We start from the raw sequence: 21563 nt of genomic DNA, 5'->3' as shown, positions 1-21563 counted from the left end.
TTATTCATTATAACGTTACATATCATGTGGTATATATTTATTATTACCGCTGTATGTGGCTGATTTAACAGCTACATTGACTGTTATTTCTCCGGCGTGCTTGAAGGTGAGGGTGAGTGGAAACTGCGAATCAATCGATGGTACTTCAGTAAGATTAAATAACATTACATGTAGCCCGCCAGGGACTAATTGCTGCTGTTGTTCAGCTGCAACATCAATTGCCTTAACTTGACGCATTTGCATCAATCCATTGTTATTAGTGTGGGTATGTAATTCGACGATTTCAGCAATCGGTGAACGTGCTGCAATAAGCGTATCGTCAACATTACTATGATTAATAATGGATAAAAAAGCTGCTGCAACATTAGATGTAGGTGGAACCGCTTTTGACCAAGGGTGTGCTATTTCGATTGTTTTCGCTGTGACAGCGGTTGAAATTGAAAGTATTGCAGTGGTTAATAGAGCAATAATTACTTTAGACATACAATGGTTCTCCTTTTCCAATTATATGAAACTAGGCGCAATATAAGTGTAGCATTAAAAATATCAGCTGAGTATATTTATTGTGAAATGGCTGCATATAGCTAACGTTTGACAAAGCCGCCGTAATTATTTTTGTTGATATAGACTCAGTAATTTTAGTGTTAATATTGTGCTCGTAACAAGATTAATTGAGACTATTATTCTAATATTGCGTATTCTGTGTATAGAAATTAATCAAAGGGTGAATTACAGTGAAAACAACTGAATTTTCTGCACTTGATGACGATAATGCTCAGCATGAAGTATCGTTTTCATTACACGCAGAAAAACGTTCAGGGCATAAAGCGCCACCGGCGAATACCCCTGATTTTAGTCAACCAGCATCTCGCTCTGATGCCGTTAATGATAAGATAGTGACTGAAACTATGACAAAGCCACGCTCTAAGCGTTTAACTGATTGTCCAGCTTGTGATGGTAGCGTTTCTCGCCGTGCCCACTTTTGCCCTCACTGCGGAGAGCCTGATCCTTCGCGTCATATGCAGCGGACACAATGGTTATCTCGTATAGTGTGGACGATTATAATTGTTGCGGCTGGATGGTATGCTTATACTTCTTTAGTGCCATTAATCGTTGATCGTCTTAAAGGTTAACTTAATAAACATCGGTATTAAGCCGCAATGTTATTAATATAAGCGCCCAAATATTTACCCCAATAGTCGGTTTATGATTATTGGGGTTTTTGTTAATGTGTTTTCTGCATACCACGGGTTTGATTCATTGTGCGTGAGCCGACAGTACCATAACTGTTAATATCGTAGCGATTAGGAGAATAACCGATACGAGAACGGTAACGACGATCGAGTGGATATAAATTAATATTGTAATTATCAATAAGTTGTTTGATCACCACATTCATTTCTTTTTGTGGTGTGTTTTGGGATCGTAAATAGTAATAAAGATTTTCTGCGCGTTGTTGATCCATTGTGTCCTCCAAATAGGAAAGGTTGCTATTTCAGCAATCAGGAATACACAGTAAAGACAGTTAAATAACATCAAAGAAGTTGATGTTATGTGACTTATTATATTTAATTTTAAGTAAATGATAATGACTGCAAACGTTAAATTAGTTTTACTTGCGAGTAATAATGTATTGTTAATTACGACAAGTTTTTACGTATTTAGATGTTGTTTATAATTTTGTTTGCTTAATAGCCCTATCACATTGACAATAATGATGTATCAATGAGGAGTTCTATAAATGTTTAAGCGAAGTACTAAAATAAATATTGTCAGTGTTAGTATTGGAATATTAATTTTGCCGTGGTTACCATTACTTATTAGTCAATATTCATTGCTTAAAATGATTACCGACGCAATCAGTGGAATTGCGTTTGCATTCGCATGGGGGATGGGTTTACCTACGGTTATTAGTTATGTTGCTGCAATAATTATTTTATTGGCTCCTGCTGCGTTAGCATTTTATTGGGTGAAACATACTTTACGGATGATAACCAAAGTTTAATTTATTCTGTAATAGTACGATGAAACACCTGTACGACAGAATACTTCATTAGAATCATTGTTCTGTTTAGTTGGAAGTAAAGAATTTAATTTTCGCGGATAGTAATAATATTGAACTTTTGCTCAGAATAACGGCGATCAAGTTGTTGTTATGCGGTTTTTGAGCAATGTCTGAGTGTTTTTGTGATGAGTGGTTGTATCGATAAAACAAGAAGACCGTAACAGATCTTCTTGTTCTACTTTTATATGCTTAATCTAATAAAGCTTATGCACCTTCAAAATGATAAGTCATATCTGTGGTGTATGTCATTTTAGTAAATAAAGTATTGGTTAATTGATCGGTCAATGCCAATGCATCTGCAACAGTTGTCTTCTCAAATTCATTGATAAGGGCTTGTGCTTTTTTAGGCTGACGCTTGTAAATTTTAAGGTAATGTTTTTCAAGCTCACGTTGCTTAGCTGCTGTTTGTACTTCAAACTTATGATAAGCCGTTTGTACGATAGGAGAGAATACCTTCCAGTTGGTCATTGCTAACGTTTGCAGCTTACGGAATGCCCAATTAGCAGATGCGCTATCAGCTTTATCTGTACCAATTGTTAATGCATGTGGCACTTCAGTCATACCTTGGTAATAAGGAATGTAAACCCCAAGCGCACTCATACCGTATGAAATGTAAGCGACATCACCAATGGCGGTAGGTAAATTAGGACGCACTTGCAATACGTGTGATTCTTGGGTGCGGAATACCGAAATAGGGCGGTAAGCTTCTTTCGGGTTTTGGGTTGCATAAGGGTCGTGTGATGTGCCTTGATAATGATTACGTAGACCCTGTTCAACATCAGCAACACTGAGTTTTCTAGTCGGTTTTAGAAAAACAGGGAACGTTGTGCCTTGGTCGATCTTAGTTGTTAAGCCTTGAGTATACATATGCTGTAACGTCCACACGCGTGGGTAGTTATACGTCACGTCGTTAGGTGTATCTTGTGAATAAGCAGCGTGGAAGTTAAATGGTTTGCCAGGTTCTGCTTTATATAAACCATGTTGCTCAGCAAAACTGACTAATGTTGGTGATGCCATGTAATTAGGGTTATTAGGTAAATAAGTCGTTAAACGTCCTTGGTTTGCTGAAACGAAGTATTTATTCGCAGGAATTTTCTCTGCCATCCATTGGTGACCGCTACCACTTTCTAAATACCAAATACCGGTATTATCAACAAATGCAACCCCGAATCCTTCTGCAGCACCTTGAGTTTCAATGATCTTACCAAGTAACTCTACGCCTTCTTTTGCAGAGTGGATACGCGGTAAAATCACGTTTTCAATTGCATCTTCACCAATGCCCGTCTTGGTGACATAAGGATCGGCTTTAAGTGCTTTGGCGCCATTATAGATAGTTTCTGTAGCAGACATACCAACGCCAGCAGAGTTAAAGCCGACCTCGCCCATACTTTTATTATTGGTATCAAAATCTGACATTGACGTATATTGCAATGCATCTTTAGCTGCTGGGTAGGTAAAATTATTTGCATTACCGTGGAAATCACTTTTTTGCATTTTTTCAGCGGGGTGAAACACAAAATGTTTAGCGTTGGTTGCTTGGTAATCTTCATTACGAGCAATAATGTAAGAACCATCTGTTGTTGCCTGATTACCAACTAAGATAGTAGTACAAGCACTGGCAGGCAATGCCACAACTGCAGAAAATGCCGCTGTTATAGCAGAGGCTAAAAAGGTGATTTTTTTCATGTTCTTCATAATATCAAGTGAATAATATGATAGTTATACGGGGAAAGTTAAGCTGTTTTTGTGAGCAATATCACTTTTATATATTCTCTAAAGGTATAATAATTTTGCAGTTTTATATTCGATTGTATTGTGAGTGGTTAAATGCTCGTAAATAATTTGACCTCAAACATGAGATGATAACGGTTATTACTCGGGCTTGATGAATTATTGATGTATGATGAAATATTTGAATTTATTATAAATATCAGTGATGTAATATCATTTTATAAGGCCAGTGAGGATCAAAGTCACCTATGAGCAATAAAACCATCATTATGAGTGCAATAACTGCGCTATTGTTATCAGCCTCAGTACAAGCATCTGAATCCTTTGTTTTACAGCCAGTTAGTGATGCGAATACGGTAGCACCATCAGTTAAATTTGATGATAGTGGTCATTATTTTATAGGTGTTACGGGAGGAAAAACGAATATTAGTATGACTGCAATTACTACTAATAGCAGCAACGATAGTTTATCTTCGCCTGATAGTGCTGGTTTTGTTGGTGCAAATGTGGGTTATTATACGGCTGGTGGCGCAGGACGGCTTTATTATAGCTGGCAAAAAATGACCGCTGATTCTAATTTACATGGCAGTAAAGCTATTGAAACAGATGTGATATTGCATTTATTAAATGCTGATTATATTTTCCGCGCTGATAAAAGTATTAATCCATTCATTGGTGCCCATTTGGGTTATATGATCGCTGACAGTAAAGGCCACCAGTATGGGTCACATAGCCAGTCTGGTGAAGTGCTTGGTATTCAGGCCGGTGTTGCATGGCGGATCTCAAATAACATATCTGCTGAAGTTGGAGTGCGTCATACTGCAACACAAGGTGAAGACACTAAACCCTGGTCATCAAATAAAATTATCTCGCAAATTAAAAGTGTTTCAACTGGGTATGCATCATTAAGTTATCGTTTTTAATACGTTTTTTTTATTTGCTGGTGTGGTTTCGATGAAGATTAAATTTGATTTAATAATGATTGGGGCCATTTTATTGAAGGGTGGATAAACAGAAGGTTTACTCACCCGTTGAGCCGCGTATAATGCATCCCCCTAGTAAACGACAACCATTATCAATAAAGGACTTCACCTTGAAGCTATTCGTTAGAGATCTCACTGTAATTGACGCATCTTACTTGTGCCCACAACGGGGAATGGTGGGTGAGAGTTGGATTCTTGATGTGGTGATGTCGGGTGAGTTGAATGAAATGAGCATGGTGCTTGATTTCAGCCGCGTAAAAAAACAAATTAAACAACTCGTTGATCAATACGTTGATCACCGCCTATTGATTCCTACTGCATCAACAGCCATTCAAACCGCAGCCACTAAAGCGGATTATATGACGGTTGATTTAGTTAGCGAGCAGCATGCGATTCACTTACATAGTCCAGAACAGGCATTTTGTTTTGTTGATGCTGAAGCTATCACTATTGAGACCGTAACTGAGCATGTACAGCAAGTGTTGCTTGGCAATTTACCAAGTAATGTACAAGGCCTAGAAATTACCTTACGTCACGAAAATATTGACGGGGCGTTTTATCATTACAGTCACGGTTTGAAAAAGCATGATGGTAATTGTCAGCGCATTGCTCATGGACACCGTTCACCGGTTGAGTTAGTGGTTAATGGTCAACGTGATGCTGATTTGGAGCAACAATGGGCGCAACGTTGGCAAGATATTTACTTAGGCTCACAAGAAGACGTTATTAGTGTCAGTGAGTTAAATTTAAGTGCCGCTGCGGCAAATATTAATGATGAAACACACTATGGTTTTCGTTATACCGCGCCGCAAGGTGAATTTGAATTAGCGATCGCAAAGTCAGTGACTGAAATATTAGCGACTGATACCACGGTTGAGTTGTTGGCTTGCTATATTGCAGAACAGCTAAAACCGCAATTAGTAGCCACAGATCGCCTTGATGTTTTCGCGTACGAAGGTGTCGGTAAAGGTGCGATGGCAAGTATAGGCTAAATGTCTATTTTGATCATGTAGTTGATATCAAGCCTAAAAAATAAGCTCAATGTGGTATTTGTAGTAATACAAATATTGGATTGGGCTTTTTTTTGGTTAAAATTAATGCAAAATCAGTGTAATAGTGAGATCTTTCGCACTAAATATAGTTTCTATCACTTAATCATCCGTTATTTGTGCGTAAACTTAGAATAAGTGTCATAAACAAGAGGGATCGATTATGCCTTTAGCGCCTCTAACCAGTGACAAGCTGTACCGTATTGCAGCCCTAAACGGATTGAGTGATGCGTGTAAGTCAACTAAACACCTTACACCATTAGATGAAATAGTAGGACAAGAACGGGCTCAACATGCGGTTGAGTTTGCGATGTCGATAAAAGAAAAAGGCTATAATATTTATGCCATTGGCCGTAATGGTTTAGGTAAACGCACTATGGTTATGCGTTATTTAAATCGACATGAGCCTAATGGTAATAGCCATACCTTGTATGATTGGTGCTACGTCTCTAATTTTGGTGATACGCGCTGTCCGAAAGTATTAAAGCTACCCGCAGGGGAAGGATGTAGCTTTAAAAAAGACATTGAAAACCTCATGAAACGACTAGTAAAAGCGTTTCCACTAGCGTTTGACAATGAGCTTTATTATTCGCGCGCTGAAAAATTAAAAGCGGAATTAGCATCAAAGCAAGAAGCCACATTAAAGTCTCTTACACAAAGTGCCGAAGAACGGGGTATTAGTGTTTCAATCACCAATCAAGGTGATTATCAGTTAGTAGCAATGAATGGTAAAGAGCCGCACACTGAAGCCAGTTTCGCAGCTTTATCAGCAGATGATCAGCTTGCTTTTGAAAATACCATTAATGCTCTGGAAGTTGAACTGCGTGGCATTGTACGTAAGCTCACAGAATGGGAACAACAATATTCAGACAAGCAACAAAAACTCGACGAAAATATTGCTCAAGAGGTTGTTGGTCATTGCATTAAAGATCTGCAATTAAAATATAAAAAAGTTGCGGATGTAAAAGCCTATTTAGCTGATATGTATGCAGATATTTTAGAGCATATTGATATTTTCCTTGAGGAAAATGAAGAGCAAGTGGCCCTTGCGTATGCATCATTAGATAAAAAAATGCCGCGCCGTTATCAAGTTAACGTGTTAGTTCATCAAAGTGAACAATGCAAATTTCCTATCGAAGTTGAAGAAAGCCCAAGTTACCATTCGATTTTTGGTTATATAGAAAACGCAACCTATAAAGGCACCGTGTTTACTGACTTTTCTTTAATTCGTGCAGGTAGCCTTCATCGTGCTAACGGTGGTGTGTTGATGATGGATGCAGTAAAAGTGCTTGAGCGTCCCTATGTTTGGGATGGACTCAAACGTGCATTGCGAGCACAAAAGCTGAATTTAAGCTCTCTTGAGCGAGAGGTCACGCTTTCAGGTACGATTTCATTAGAGCCAGAAGCGATTCCCTTAAATGTAAAAATCATTCTGTTTGGTGATTATCAAACTTATCAGTTATTACAGCACTACGATCCAGAGTTTAAAGAACTGTTTCGTGTAACGGCTGATTTTGAAGATGATATGCCGCGTAATGATACCTCAGAAGAGCATTATGCTCGTTTTATTGCCAGTATTGTGCATGATAACGATATGTTGCATTGTGATCGTAAAGCCATTGCTCGTATTATTGAATACAGCTCTCGCCAAGCTGATGATCAAAATAAGTTATCACTACATTCGGCAGATATTGCTAATTTATTACGTGAAACTAACTATGTAGCGCGTGCTTCTAATGCGACGATGATCCGCAGCAGTCATGTTGAACAAGCAATGTTAAATCAAGAGCTTAGAGTTAGTCGTTTAAAAGATCATGTCATGCAAAGTTTCGTCACTGGCACCACACTGCTCGATGTTGATTCACAAGCTGTTGGACAAGTGAATGCATTGTCGGTGATCGCAACCTCAGATTATCAATTTGGCGCGCCAAGTAGAATCACCGCTACAACAGCTTATGGTAATGGTGAAGTGTTTGATATTGAGCGCAGTGCTGAGTTAGGTGGTAATATTCACTCCAAAGGGGTAATGATCCTTTCTGCATATCTGGCTTCTGTGTTTGGCAAAACCGCCAAAATTCCGTTAACAACCCACCTTACTTTTGAGCAATCATACGGTGGGGTTGACGGTGATAGTGCGTCAATGGCGGAAGTGTGTGCGATTATTTCCGCATTTTCTGGTTTACCATTACGGCAAGATATTGCGATCACAGGTTCAATGAATCAGTTTGGTGAAGCGCAGCCAATTGGTGGTGTTAATCAGAAAATAGAAGGTTTTTTTGATGTCTGCGGTATTAAAGGACGTACATCAGGGCAAGGGGTCATTATTCCTGAATCTAACATACATAATTTAATGTTACGTAAAGATATTGTAGAGGCTGTTGAAAAGGGCGAATTTACCATTTGGGCGATAAGTCATGTTTCACAAGCAATTGAAATATTTACGGGTAATGCAGTAGGTGTGGAGGCTGAGCAGGGTTTTTATCCATCGAATACGGTGTTTGGTGTAGTGCAAAGTAAACTCAATGCTTTACGCCGATAGTTATACATTCATAACGCTATTTGATAGCTGAATACGAAGGCCGACCATGTTAAATGGTTGGCTTTTTTGTTTCTTTCGCCAAATAGCAGATATAAAAAATGCCGGCCTTAGCCAGCATTTTTTCATTTATCAATAAATGATAAATTATAGAGCTACAACGTTTGCAGCTTGAAGACCTTTTTGGCCTTGCTCTACTTCAAAAGACACTTTTTGGCCTTCAGCAAGAGTTTTGAAACCTTCAGAAGCGATAGCACGGAAGTGAACGAATACGTCAGCACCGCCGTTGTCTTGAGTAATGAAACCAAAACCTTTCTCTTCGTTAAACCATTTTACTAGACCAGTTGTTTTGTTAGACATGAGATGTCCCTTATTAGTTGAGATTAATTAACCGCTAAAATGCGATGTGCTACGTGGTTAAATTATTAATGTTACTGCCAATACAAGGGAAACACAGAGATACAAAACGAAACCGTCACTTGTAGCTTTAGTTTAACTGTTACTTGGTGTTGCATTTAATAACTCTTAAACAACAGAGCGAGACGGATAATAGCAGTTGTGCTGCTGATGTACACCTATTTTTGTGGTTTTTTTGAAAAATCGTGATTTTAAGGCAATTTTTTGTGATTCATATATTGTTATATTGTTGATTTTTAATGATTTAGTTGAGTTTTAAATAAATATTCTTATTCCGCTATTGTTGGCATTATCTTGCACATTCAACGGCATTAATATGCTAGAGTAGTAAAGTAGTTTGGCTTTTGTGATTAGAGCATTTAGTTAAATTGGTGATAAAGTCACTGCTCATGCTTATGAATGACATAAACAAACATTGACATCAGATATGAATGAAAACAGGGGAAGCAATAATGACTCATGAAACTAAAACAATGGAAGTACCTGTTGCTATCGCCGATAGAGTACAGGCACTTATTGATGGGTTTAAAGCGAAAGAAATATTTAAGGCTGAGCGAAAGGCTGTCGTAAATAATTTTTTAGCGATGGATGGTCTTAGTTGTGAGATGGCTGTTTACAGTTTGCCGCAAAATGAGTTGCTTGATACGCTTCGATTTGTATATGAATTATCGGGTACAAACAGTAAATTCATCACAAATATCCTAATTCAATCAAGAGAAAACCCTAAGAAAGTCCTGTCTGATGCGCAGAGAACGGCTGCTAAGAGTTTATTATTTAATTTGATTAATGATCCTTCTGTAGTGTCAGCAATGAAAGAAATTTAATCGTTATAACTATGATAGATGATAAAAACCCGCATTGATTCTCTGATAATAAGAGTTGCATGCGGGTTTTGTTTATCGGTAACGTTTAACAGTTATGGATTATTGTTGCTGTTGTTGACGTAGCTTTTGGTAGTGTTCACGGACCTCATCAAAATGACGTAATGTTTTTTCATTTGGCTTTTCGCCTTTTAAACTCACCACAATTAATGCAATTGAAGCCAGTATGAATGCAGGAATGATTTCATAAATGCTAAAGATCGTTGAATTTGGCCATGCTGAATGAGCAGCAATCCAACCAAGTACAACAGCTGCACCTACAACCATACAGGCGATAGCACCATGTGCACTACAACGACGCCAGAATAATGAGAACAACACCACAGGTCCAAACGCAGCCCCCATACCGGCCCAAGCGTGTCCAACAATAGATAAAATTGTACTTTGTGGATTACTTGCAAAAATCATTGCCACTAATGACACTGCAACAACGGCTAAACGGCCAAGAAGAACTTGAGACTTTTCAGTAAATTTAATGTCAAAGAAATGAGCAATATCTTCTGTTAACGCACTGGATGATGCTAATAATTGTGCTGCGACAGAACTCATTACAGCTGAAAGTACCGCGGCAATAAGAACCGCTGCAATCCAGCTTGGGAATAAGCCTTTGGCAAGTTCTAAAAAGATCATTTCGTTATCAAAGTTATGATGCGCACCTGAGTAATACATCGCGCCAGTAATACCGACGGCAAATGCACCGACTAAAGACACGACCATCCAGCTCATACAAATTCTTCTGGCAACACTCATGCCTTTTACATCACCAATCGCCATAAAGCGGACTAAGATATGTGGCTGACCAAAGTAACCTAGACCCCAAGCAAGTAATGACAGTACGCCTATTGTACTGGTGTTATCACTAATAACTGAGAAGTAGTGAGTGGGTAATACACTTTGATTAATGGCTGGATCTAGGTTGTACCATGTCACTATTGGTGTAATTAATAGCGCAAAGAACATTAATGATCCTTGAAAGAAATCGACCCAGTTAACTGCTAAGAATCCGCCAATGGCAGTATAAACCATTAAGAATATTGCACCGATCCAGACTGCTTGTGTATAAGGAATGTGGAATAAGGTTTGAATTAAGAACGCACCACTGACAAAACCTGCAGCTGCATAAAGTGTAAAAAAGATAAGAATAACTAATGCAGTCATTAACCTAAGAGTACGATTATCACTGCCAAATCGAGCATAGAAGTAAGAAGGGATTGTTAATGCATCACCAACGTTTTCTGTATAAATACGCAGTTTTCGTGCAACAAAATGCCAATTTAAATAAGCACCAATGGTTAAACCAATCGGTAACCAAATTTGATCTAAACCTGAAACAAATACAGCGCCAGGTAAGCCTAATAATAACCAACCACTCATATCTGAAGCACCAGCACCAAGGGCGGTAACACCTGGACTTAAACTTCGACCGCCAAGAACATAATCTGAATTTCCTTCTGTTTTTCGTGCCGCGACTATTCCGATAGCGAAAATTATACAAAAATAAATCGCTAACACGATATAGTAAGTAGACATTGGATCTCCTATATTGCCTGATCAGTAAATTCTAACCAAAATAATTGGTTTGGGTAATTAGAACACCTGATACTGTTATTTACTGTTTCACTTAGATAGCTCAGAATCAGTTATTATTAAATATTTTTGATACCTGACTAACCCGTTGAAAGCATTAAAACGCAACACTTTATTCCAAATAAAACATTTCAAAGATGTAATGGGTAATAAAAATACCCAAAAGCGATACAAGAAGCAAATCAAACGTTAACAATTGGGTGTTAATTGACCGCATAATGACGAAAATTTGTAAATTATTAACAGGTTGTTTGAACATAAATGGTAATGTTAAGTCTTGCTTTATAAGGAAGTTCGTTATATTTCTTTGATTTTATGTACTGATTATTTATAGGGGGTAATTGTGAAATATAATAATTAATAGTGAATATTAATTATTATATTTACTCTCGTAAGTATAATTTTTGCAATTATTGCAGCAATGAATTCTTCTTATAAATAAGCGTTTAAAGATATTTCTACGAATACGGTTTATATCAAAACTGCCGCAGTGTTTACATTGAATCATTATAGCTACCTTATTACTTTTTTATTATATAGTACGGTATTCTGTATCAAGGTAAAGCTGAGGTGTAGAAAGATTAAAATAACCGAGGTAATTGTTGATGTGAGTTTAAATGAGAGGATTAAATAGTTTTATGTTCTAAATACTAAGCTTTAGTAGTGAATACTTTGCTATTGGTGTAATGGGTGAAATGGCATAATTATTCAATTTAGTATTGTTAGTGGTGATCACCAATGAGATCATCACCACTAATCAAACTTATTATGCACCGAGTATTGTTTTAAGATCTGCTTCTGGAGTTGATATTGAACGCATATCAAACTTTTCAGCAATGATAGCGAGTAAGTTATCGGTTAAAAATGCCGGTGCTGTAGGGCCGGTATAAATACCTTTAACCCCAAGTGCAAATAAGGTTAGTAGAATTACAATCGCTTTTTGTTCAAACCAAGACAGTACTAAGGTCAGTGGTAATTCGTTAATATCACAATCAAATTCTTTTGCTAATGCTAGCGCAAGTTGAATCGCGGAATAAGCATCATTACATTGGCCTACATCAAGCAGGCGTGGAATGCCATTAATGTCACCAAAGTTATTTTTATTAAAACGATATTTACCACAGGCTAAAGTTAAGATCAGTGAGTCTTGAGGGACGTGTGCTGCAAAATCGGTATAGTAACTACGTTCTGCTTTATCACCATCACAGCCGCCAACAAGGAAGAAGTGATTAATATTACCTTGTTTCACTTGATCGATAACTGCAGGAGCAGCATTCATGAGTGCATTGCGGCCAAAACCAATTGTGATCAGGTGTTCGATTTCAGTGTGCTGAAAACCGTTTAACCCTAACGCACAGTCTATGACTTGACTAAAATCATCATCGTCAATATGTGTAACACCAGGCCAAGCTACAATGCTGCGAGTAAAGATACGATCAGCATATTCACCAGCATAGGGGTTGATCAGACAGTTTGATGTCATCACAATCGCACCTGGAAAATAAGCAAATTCTAGTTGTTGGTTTTGCCATGCTCCACCATAGTTACCGACTAGATGCGGATATTTTTTAAGTTCTGGATAACTGTGGGCAGGTAACATTTCACCGTTAGTGTAAACATTAATACCCTTGCCTTCAGTCTGTTGTAGGATTTTTTCAAGATCATGCAGATCATGACCAGAGACTAAAATACATTTACCTTGCACGGGTTTTACATTGACTTGGGTTGGCTCTGGATGACCAAAGGTATTGGTTTCACCTAAATCAAGCATTTCCATGACTTTGTAGTTCATTAGTCCAATTTCCATTGAACATTCAAGTAGTGCATTAAGATCGCTAGGATCTGTGCCTAACCAACCCATGATGTGATGGTATTGAGCATAAATCGCGTTGTCTGTTTGACCTAATACGCGCGCATGTTCCATATAAGCTGCCGCGCCTTTTAAACCGTAAAGGCATAATAGACGTAAGCCAATGACATCTTCATTTGTGGTTTCATAGCCGCGGTTAACAGCCATTTGCGGCGCACAAGCTAAAATGTCATCAGCGTTGCTTGGTAGTTCAAATTCAGCCACAACGGGAAGATTCGGTAGCAGTTGTTTGGCTTGTTTTGCTGCGGCAATGACGATTGTTTTCAAACGCATTTTATAATCAGCAGCAAGGTTGGTTAACTCAAGAATACGTTCACGATCAAAGTTAACGTTGGTCAATGTTGAAAAGAAAGCTCGTGGAGCCCAATGGTTAATTTCATCATCAATAATATTATACTGTTGGGCTAAATCAGCCCAAAAAGAAACCCCTTGTAGCGTGTAAACAAGGACATCTTGTAGATCTGAAATTTCAGCCGTTTTACCACACATACCTGCGGCATAAGCGCAGCCTTTCTTTTTGGGTGCTTCAAGAGTTTGCTCACATTGAATACAAAACATTAAAAATCTCCACAGCTTTGATTATTTTTATCATTAATTGTGAGTGCAAAGCATTAACTGTGCCATTTTTTAAGTTGTTGTTAATTAATGTTTTATTTGAATTTTAGTGGTTGTGGTGATGTAAAAAATACATCATGGTTGTTGTGTTTTTCACATCACGATTGGGTGGTTTATTATTTTATGCCTAATTTTTTCCCCATTCGATAGAGGTTGCCACGATCCATCTGTAAAAACGTTGCTGCCTTAGACCAATTGGTATGTGTTTTTTCAAGTGCGTGTTCAATAAGTTGTTTCTGGTATTGCTCAACCAGTTGACGCATCGGTTGAGAGGTCGTTGGAAAAAAAGGCGATGTATTTTTGACATCATCGGTCAGGGGAATATCGAAATAATGACGAGTGATTGTATGCTGATTGTCTTGAATAGCGCGTAATGCTGCACGGGTTAACGTGTGTTCTAATTCTCGAATATTTCCCGGCCATAATTTGGAAGCCAACATTTGCAAAACATTAGGCTGAATATGAAGATTGGGCAGCTTAAATTGATGACGCACTTTTTCTAATAAGTAGCCTGCCAAAACTGGAATATCGTCATGGCGCTCACGTAAAGAGGGTACAAAGATAGGAAAAACATTCAGTCGATGGTACAAATCAGCTCGAAAGTGACCAAGTTCGACTTCGGTATCTAATTGACGGTTAGTCGCGGCAATAATACGTACATTGACATGTAAATGTTGATCACTGCCAACGCGTTGGAGCTCACCTTGTTGCAGAACACGCAGTAATTTTGCTTGCAGTAGCAGTGGTAGTTCGCCTATTTCATCTAAAAATAACGTTCCGCCATCTGCAAGTTCAAATTTACCTGCTCGATGATTATTGGCACCGGTAAATGCCCCTTTTACATGACCAAATAATTCGCTTTCAGCTAATCCTTCAGGTAATGCTGCGCAATTAACATAAATCATTGGTGTGTCAGCCCGTGAAGATTGAGCATGAAGCGCATGGGCAACTAATTCTTTACCAGTACCGGTTTCGCCGCTGATTAATACTGCATAGTCAGATGTTGCAACAGTGGCGATATTAGTGCGTAATCGTTGCATTGCTTGGCTGATACCGACCATTTCACCTTGTTGTGAGCGTGCTTGCTGGATCAGAGTATCTGTTAGTGATTTTTGTTTTTTATGTTGATCTTTAAGGGCATTAAATTGAGCGATATTGCGTAATGTTGCTGCGGCAAGAGCGGCAAAAGTTTCAATGGCCACCGTTTCTATATTATCAAATGCGCCGACGGTGAGTGAGTCAAGTGTCAGGACGCCAACAAGTTGACCTTCGACGTATAGGCTACAACCTAGGCAATCATGAATATCAATGGTTTGAGCTTCGTTTAATAACATACCGTCAAAAGGATCGGGTAATGGACAATCAGCATCAAATCGTAACGGCTCTTTGGTTGCCATAATCGCTTCTAAGCGAGGGTGAGCTTGAGGGAAAAAACGACGTCCGAGAACCGCAGTTGATAAGCCTTTAACCGCGACAGGAATTAATAGTCCTTGCTTATCCAATACAAATAACGCACTGGCATCGCAGGGAAAGACTTGGTCGATACCATCAATTAAGTGTTGATAGTGCTGATCACTGGCGAGGTTAGCACTAAGATTAAGGGCGATATTCAGTAATACATTATTGAGTTTTGAATTCATAACAACCTAACGAGTGTGAGTTATTCTATGGCAGCAATATTGATGTCTTTATAACATCACAGTTTGAAAGGTGATTCTTTATTTAAAAACAAGAATTGATAAAAAAGATGGATCTGAGATCCATCTTTTCATTAGAAGAGTAACAGCCTAATCAATTAAGCTGTTATTGTGCTTGCCAGATCCGTTGACACTCAGCACTGCCATTAGCAGCGATCGGTTTCTCAAATAGCCATTGCAACGGTGCGACAACTGGGCTGGTGGTAAATCGAACCGAAGTTTTCAAAATGGCTGATAGCGGTATTTCAAGATTAAACTTTTCAAATGTACCGTGAACTTCAACCGGAGTTTGCAAGCTAAAAATTTGTGCTTTTTTAGATTGCGGTGATAAATATAAATTGAAATCACGTTTTTTATAGCTGGCATCAAATGCGCCATGAACTTGAATTCGTGAGGTATCTAACAATAAATCACGTTGTTTCATGTTGCCATTATGAATATTAAATCCGCCAGCAACACAATTGAGCACGGAGTGATCTTTGGTGGTAAATGTGGGTAATACCGCATCAGCTAAACTGACCGCCCACAGATCAATAATATTGGCTTGATAAGCTTTAGGCCATGCGGCAAAGCCAATAAAACCATTGGCGTTATTCATTAGGCTTTCTGGTGTATTAGCAATACTGCTTAAATCAAATTTAGCACTGATTTTACCGTGCATATCGGTTGTTGGATCGATACGACGCGCAATAATGCCATAGTCAAAGTTTTTAACTAAGCCATTAAGTTTAATCGCAAACTTGTTCCCTTTAGCGGCAACAGAACCATCAATATTGATATTCCCACCAGGTAGCTGAATATGCAATGGTTTCAGCGTTAGCAGGCCATTATGCAAGGTCCAATCTAATTTACCCGCTCCTAACCAATCTTTACCAGAACGGACATTACCGACATTAAGTTTAAAATCGGCATTGAGTAAACTTAACCCTTGTGGGCTAATGACATCGACAGGTTGTTGTTTGGAGACAATAACGGGCTGTGATTTTTTGTCTGCTGGTAGCCATGCTTGCCAGTTTTTAAGTTTGAAATCATTGATCTGAATAAACGGTGCATTTAATACTAATTTTACATAAGGACGATTGCGACCATCACCTTTTAATGGCGGTAAAAAATCGCCATGGCCTTTCAGGGTGCTGCTACCGACATTGATGATCATGTTACGCAGATGGTAACCGATGCGATCCATTGATAATGATGCTGCAACCTTTACAGGTCCATAAGGCGGTAACTTGATACCAGTAAAGTCATCAAAGCGATTTAAATTTGGTGTCGTCGCTTCAAAAGTCAGGTTAAGTTTTTTGGGATCAAGCGGTAATACAACCTGTGATTGAGCATTAATGGCAATCTCACCGACAGTTGCTTGAAGCTTGATGGGAATTGACTTACGGCCATCATTGGCTTGTTTTAATGAGACTGAATCAAGGTTAATCGCTACCGGTTTATTGGCCGCTTGTCCATCAAGGGTGAGGTGAGTGGCTGTATTTGGCCCTGTAACAAAATGACCTTGGTTGAGCGTAATATTAAAGGCTTTGCCGGTGTAGCTATCAGCAAGTTTTAATTTACCGCCATTAAGCTGAGCATCAATTTTTGCCTGTTCCATTAACTCTAAGAGGGTGCGACCTGATAATGATACTGCAAGCTTAGCGCTATCTAAACTTATGCCGAGATTATTAACAATATCAAATTGTTGCAAAATGCGGCCAATATTAGGCTTATCAACTGCTAAGTGTAATTGTGAATTAATCAGCTGATTATTAATGTTAAATGCAATATCACCATGATAAACACTTCCCGCATAGCTAGCTCTAAATGGTGATGTGCTGAGTTTGCCGTTACGCACTTTGCCTTTAAATGCCATATCATTAATTTGCTGTTGTGCCCACAGCATTTTATTGACGTGTAAATTCACATCCGCATCGGCAATAACGACTTTATTGCTTAAAATTGGTACATCGAGGTTAACACCTTGGGTAGGGACGGTTTGCTCTACTTTAGGCAAAGCGGCTTTATCAACAAACTGACTTAATTGAGTAAAATCCAGAGTGTTAAATTGGCTGTTAAGTTTTAAAAACTGATGACCTTGCTGTGGTCGCCATTGTAAATCTAGTTTTCCCTGACTATTAAGTAAGGTCACATTAGGAATATCAAGATCAAGCCACTCGCCAGTATTGGTTAGTTTACCTTTAAAGTTGATTTTTCCGTGCATAGATGCACGAGTGCCTAGCCATGGACTCAGTTTGCCTGCGTCATTACTATGGACATTGAGATCAAACCAGCTCCCTTGTTGCCAGTCGGTATGCACTAACTTACCTTGAGCTTTAATATCAATCACCGGACTTGAGAAGTGCAGTGATGGCGTCCAATCTCGATGATTAATAATGTCTGATAATGTACCCGCTTGAGCTGTGACTGTAACGGGGATATTCATGATCTTGCCATTAACACGAGAGCTGAAAGGTTGCTCCATGCCAGCGTGTAATTTGGCTTTATCAATTGCAAATGAGGCTTTCGCACCCCAGTCGACATTTGCATCATCAATGGTAAGCCCAAGTTGGCTGTTATCTAACCATTGTTGTAATTTTGTGCCTTCGGTTGTCAATTGCAGTTGAGCATTTTTAAGGTGCCCGGTCGCGTTAGGTAAGCCTGAAATCCAACCTGCCATCTCACCTAATTGTGAATCTTTAGCGCCTAATGTGACGTCAACTTTAGATGTCCATTCCGTTGCATCAATACTAGCGTTACCTTTAAAGGCAACATTGGCTATATTTGCTGCCATCGGAGCCGATAATTTACCTTTTTCACCATCAATATTGAGTGAGATAGTGTTAACAGGTGTACCGAGCCCTTTAATTTCACCAATGGTTAATCCAAAGTGGGTACGCGTTTTTACTAGCCATTGATCCAATGCTTTTTGCAATGGTGATTGTGGTGGTGCTGCGGCATACATAGTGCCACGCAGCATTTGTGGTTGCGGCTGCAGCCATGGACGAAGGTCGATTTTGGGAATATCTAACTTGCCATCAATGATATTTAGTTGCTGCGCGTTTTGCGCAAAACTAACATTGATATTGCCATTGGCAGAGGTAATTGGGCTGCGAACTTGAATATCTTTAAAGGCAAAACCGGTGTTTGATGCGCTAAGTGCTGTTGTGATCGATAAGGGAGCAACATGGTGGAGATCAAGATCTAACAAGCTGGCAATTTGGCTAGTATCTTTCCAATTTAAACTGATATTTGCAGTTGAATCATCACCGCTATTAAATGGTGAAATATTAGCATCAACATCTAATTGTGCACCAGCAAAACTGCCTTTCGCAAATAATTGACCGTGTTGATTGTTAATTAATTTTTGCAGATCACCTGTTAGCGAAAGGTTATATTCACTTCCCATGGCATCACCTTTAGCAACTAATAACCATTTATCAGGCTTCGTCAGTGCAAGATGATCAAGGTAACCGCTGTAATAGGTATTTTTGGTTTGATCTTCATAGTTAACACTAACTTTGTCAGCATTAATGTTATTACTCAATACCAGTTTAAAAGCCGTTGATGACGTCGGTTTTTCCGGTGTGGGTTGTTTATTAAACATCCAGTTTTCATGACCTTGTTGATCACGAAGTAGATTTAAAGAAATATCTTTAAGATTAAGATAATCAATTTTAAGAGTATTTTGTAATAAGGGTAATACTGAAATTTTTGCTGCAATCTCGCCTGAAGTTAGCATTGGTTGCCACGGCATTGATTTAAGGTTAGCGATCGTGACATCGCTGAGCTCAATTTCAGGGCTAAAAGACAGCGTTAATGCCATATTACCTTTGATATTCGTTTTACGATCAAGGGCCTTGGTTAGCCATTGGTTAATTTCATTTCGATGAGTACTTAGATCAAGTTTAACCCCATAGGCAAGTACCCCAGAGAGAGTGACGATTGGCGTTAATAGTGCAACAAGTGTCCATAGCACCACTTTTTTGATGGTCTTTTTCTTGTGGACAGTCGGTGTGGATTGGGGGGCATCTTGTGTCATTACTTATTCAGTTTCTATCCGTAGTCATGAAAGATTAATCCAGCAGTGATTATGAGTAAAACAATGACGTTTTACTGGATTTATTGTTAGCGCTGGAACTGTATTTTATGGAGGCTATTATACAGTGTGACATTCCGCAATGTCTGTGGTTCCATTCATTTTTCGTATTTTGATTGCTTAAAATGCATTGTTAGCGTTTTTTAGTGCAATATTGCGTCTTACTTTAAGCATTAACGGCTTATGTTATTAATGATAGACAATCGCTGTCGTATCATTATTGCGCAAGAGGTTGGGGATGTTGCGCCAATGCTATAAATAATAGATCAGTTAGCGTTTGTTGTGCTGCATGATAAGCCAGTGAATAATTGTGTGGTTGAGGTTGAGTCAGACTTGATGTTTCGATTGCAAGTGTATCAAGAGTAAACTGCGCTAGTTGTCGTAATGGACTGGCATGAGTTGAAGTTAATGCAATTATTGTTGCCTCATTATTTTTTGCACTGTTTGCGGCGAGCAATGCATGCTGATGATTACCGTCATGAGCAATATGGCATTGAATATCGTCAGGGCCAAGTGTATTTGCGATGTCAATTTGGAGCTGACTGTCTTGTTCAGCAATCGTTGTCATGCCTAGTGTGAGTAGTTTAGCACTGAAATCTTTAGCTACTACTGCTGAGTGACCAAAACCGACCAGTTGGATACGCTGTGCATTAATAAATAAGGCAACGATATTTTTAAGGTTCTGCTCATCAATGGCATTGGTGGTTTCAATGATAGCATCTGTTTTTTGATGGGCTAATTTTTGGGCAATGGTTATTAAAGTATCACTTGCACTAATTTGATTTTGTAATTGTAGCGGATCATTACCTATGGCTTGTTGGCGAGTTAATTCTTCTTTTATGGCATTTTTAAAAGCAGGAAAGCCTGTAAAACCAAGCTTTTGGCTAAATTTAACAATGCTTGATTGGCCAACCTTTGCTTGTTGCGCCAGCTGAAGAGACGACAATGACACAACGACTGTGGGTTGTTGTAATATTAAGGCGGCAATTTTTTGCGCACTGGGTGATAGTTGCGATTTTATATTAGCAATCTTAGCAATAATCGTCATAGGCTTTATCTAGAAAGAGGGGGATGCTGCTATCATAACAAAAATAACCAAGCATCATGTTACCACTCATGGTTTTATTTTAGAGACTCATCATGAAAATAGATTTAACACAATTAGTTACTGAAAGTCGTAATAGTGCCAGTGAAGCGATAGATACTTTATCTACGATAGAGATGCTGAAAGTTATTAATGATGAAGATAAAAAAGTCGCATTAGCTGTAGAGCAAACATTGCCAGCAATTGCGCAAGCTGTTGATACTATCGCAGCTGCTTTTCAAAATGGTGGTCGGTTAATTTATATTGGCGCAGGTACTTCTGGTCGGTTAGGTATTCTTGATGCGAGTGAGTGTCCTCCGACATATGGTAGTGCGCCAGAACTCGTCGTTGGTTTAATTGCTGGTGGTCATCAAGCTATTTTGAAAGCAGTTGAAAATGCGGAAGATAATACAGAAATGGGCGCTGAAGATTTACAAGCGATTCATTTTTCAGAGCGTGATGTTCTCGTCGGTATTGCTGCAAGTGGCCGTACTCCTTATGTGTTAGGTGCGATGAATTACGCGCGTTCAGTGAAGGCTACAGTGGTTTGCATTAGTTGTAACCCACAAAGTCCAATGACTGCCGCGGCTGATATTGTGATCGCTCCTGTTGTTGGTGCTGAAGTTGTGACGGGATCTTCTCGCATGAAAGCAGGTACTGCACAAAAGTTAGTACTTAATATGCTAACCACAGGTGCAATGATCCGCATCGGTAAGGTATATGGCAACTTGATGGTGGATGTTGAAGCAACCAACGCTAAATTGGTTGAACGTCAAAAGCAGATTGTGATGCAGGCTACAGATTGTAAACGTGAACAAGCAGAAATAGCATTAATAGCCTCAAAGGGCCACTGTAAAACAGCGATTGTAATGATATTGACAGGAGTTGATGTCGTGACTGCTACAGCACTTTTGCAGCAAAATAATGGTTATATTCGGTCGGTAATTACAAAAAATCGCTAACGAAT

The 21563-nt window shown here is 38.9% G+C and carries 16 protein-coding genes; 7 read left to right on the top strand and 9 right to left on the bottom strand.

Features of this window, described 5'->3' with window-relative positions:
- Window positions 1-15: 15 nt before the first annotated feature.
- Window positions 16-483 (bottom strand): copper chaperone PCu(A)C, encoded by a 468-nt coding sequence (locus PMAL9190_RS11820; protein WP_087845376.1) that lies wholly within the window; start codon window positions 481-483, stop codon window positions 16-18.
- Between the two features lie 251 nt (window positions 484-734).
- On the opposite strand from PMAL9190_RS11820, the gene PMAL9190_RS11815 reads away from it, so the two are divergent.
- Window positions 735-1133, top strand: coding sequence for a zinc ribbon domain-containing protein (locus tag PMAL9190_RS11815; protein ID WP_235004354.1), 399 nt, complete (start codon window positions 735-737; stop codon window positions 1131-1133).
- A gap of 92 nt (window positions 1134-1225) precedes the next feature.
- Here the strand turns inward: PMAL9190_RS11815 and PMAL9190_RS11810 are convergent, their stop codons facing one another.
- Window positions 1226-1465 carry a hypothetical protein gene (locus PMAL9190_RS11810; RefSeq protein WP_065168759.1) on the bottom strand — a complete coding sequence of 80 codons (240 nt, stop codon included), beginning with the start codon at window positions 1463-1465 and terminating at the stop codon, window positions 1226-1228.
- Between the two features lie 276 nt (window positions 1466-1741).
- Here PMAL9190_RS11810 and PMAL9190_RS11805 point away from each other — a divergent pair, with 276 nt between their 5' ends.
- Window positions 1742-2005, top strand: coding sequence for a hypothetical protein (locus PMAL9190_RS11805; RefSeq protein WP_087845375.1), 264 nt, complete (start codon window positions 1742-1744; stop codon window positions 2003-2005).
- Window positions 2006-2269: 264 nt separating this feature from the next.
- Here PMAL9190_RS11805 and PMAL9190_RS11800 read toward each other — a convergent pair whose 3' ends face one another.
- Window positions 2270-3751 (bottom strand): C69 family dipeptidase, encoded by a 1482-nt coding sequence (locus tag PMAL9190_RS11800; RefSeq protein ID WP_087845374.1) that lies wholly within the window; start codon window positions 3749-3751, stop codon window positions 2270-2272.
- A gap of 293 nt (window positions 3752-4044) precedes the next feature.
- On the opposite strand from PMAL9190_RS11800, the gene PMAL9190_RS11795 reads away from it, so the two are divergent.
- From PMAL9190_RS11795 to PMAL9190_RS11785, 3 genes are all read left to right on the top strand, one after another.
- The gene (locus PMAL9190_RS11795; RefSeq protein WP_087845373.1) at window positions 4045-4719 is read left to right on the top strand and encodes an opacity family porin; all 675 of its coding nucleotides are present in this window, start codon (window positions 4045-4047) and stop codon (window positions 4717-4719) included.
- A 170-nt stretch (window positions 4720-4889) separates the two neighbouring features.
- Window positions 4890-5771, top strand: a complete 882-nt coding sequence (locus tag PMAL9190_RS11790; protein WP_087845372.1) for a 6-carboxytetrahydropterin synthase — start codon at window positions 4890-4892, stop codon at window positions 5769-5771.
- Between the two features lie 220 nt (window positions 5772-5991).
- Window positions 5992-8367, top strand: coding sequence for a Lon protease family protein (locus PMAL9190_RS11785; RefSeq protein ID WP_087845371.1), 2376 nt, complete (start codon window positions 5992-5994; stop codon window positions 8365-8367).
- Between the two features lie 144 nt (window positions 8368-8511).
- Here PMAL9190_RS11785 and cspE read toward each other — a convergent pair whose 3' ends face one another.
- A complete protein-coding gene (gene cspE / locus PMAL9190_RS11780) occupies window positions 8512-8724 on the bottom strand; it encodes a transcription antiterminator/RNA stability regulator CspE (protein WP_005372751.1) in 213 nt (70 codons plus the stop codon).
- A gap of 509 nt (window positions 8725-9233) precedes the next feature.
- Here cspE and PMAL9190_RS11775 point away from each other — a divergent pair.
- The gene (locus tag PMAL9190_RS11775; protein ID WP_060997282.1) at window positions 9234-9605 is read left to right on the top strand and encodes a hypothetical protein; all 372 of its coding nucleotides are present in this window, start codon (window positions 9234-9236) and stop codon (window positions 9603-9605) included.
- Between the two features lie 99 nt (window positions 9606-9704).
- On the opposite strand, the gene putP is transcribed toward PMAL9190_RS11775, so the two are convergent.
- The 5 genes from putP to PMAL9190_RS11750 form a co-directional block, all read right to left on the bottom strand.
- On the bottom strand, window positions 9705-11192 hold the full coding sequence (putP, locus tag PMAL9190_RS11770) for a sodium/proline symporter PutP (protein WP_087845370.1): 1488 nt from the start codon (window positions 11190-11192) through the stop codon (window positions 9705-9707).
- An 823-nt stretch (window positions 11193-12015) separates the two neighbouring features.
- Window positions 12016-13677 (bottom strand): hydroxylamine reductase, encoded by a 1662-nt coding sequence (hcp, locus tag PMAL9190_RS11765; protein WP_087845369.1) that lies wholly within the window; start codon window positions 13675-13677, stop codon window positions 12016-12018.
- A gap of 173 nt (window positions 13678-13850) precedes the next feature.
- The gene (gene norR / locus PMAL9190_RS11760) at window positions 13851-15374 is read right to left on the bottom strand and encodes a nitric oxide reductase transcriptional regulator NorR (protein ID WP_065168778.1); all 1524 of its coding nucleotides are present in this window, start codon (window positions 15372-15374) and stop codon (window positions 13851-13853) included.
- A 163-nt stretch (window positions 15375-15537) separates the two neighbouring features.
- Window positions 15538-19455, bottom strand: a complete 3918-nt coding sequence (locus tag PMAL9190_RS11755) for an AsmA family protein (RefSeq protein WP_087845368.1) — start codon at window positions 19453-19455, stop codon at window positions 15538-15540.
- Window positions 19456-19729: 274 nt separating this feature from the next.
- Window positions 19730-20560, bottom strand: a complete 831-nt coding sequence (locus tag PMAL9190_RS11750) for a MurR/RpiR family transcriptional regulator (RefSeq protein ID WP_087845367.1) — start codon at window positions 20558-20560, stop codon at window positions 19730-19732.
- Between the two features lie 92 nt (window positions 20561-20652).
- Between PMAL9190_RS11750 and murQ the strand changes: the two genes are divergently transcribed.
- The gene (gene murQ / locus PMAL9190_RS11745; RefSeq protein ID WP_200813414.1) at window positions 20653-21558 is read left to right on the top strand and encodes an N-acetylmuramic acid 6-phosphate etherase; all 906 of its coding nucleotides are present in this window, start codon (window positions 20653-20655) and stop codon (window positions 21556-21558) included.
- The last annotated feature ends 5 nt before the right edge of the window (window positions 21559-21563 follow it).

It is taken from the genome of Photobacterium malacitanum, from assembly GCF_900185615.1.
In the GTDB taxonomy this organism is placed as follows: domain Bacteria; phylum Pseudomonadota; class Gammaproteobacteria; order Enterobacterales; family Vibrionaceae; genus Photobacterium; species Photobacterium malacitanum.
Note: the sequence above shows the minus strand (reverse complement) of the source record. Positions and strands in the feature narration are given on the sequence as shown.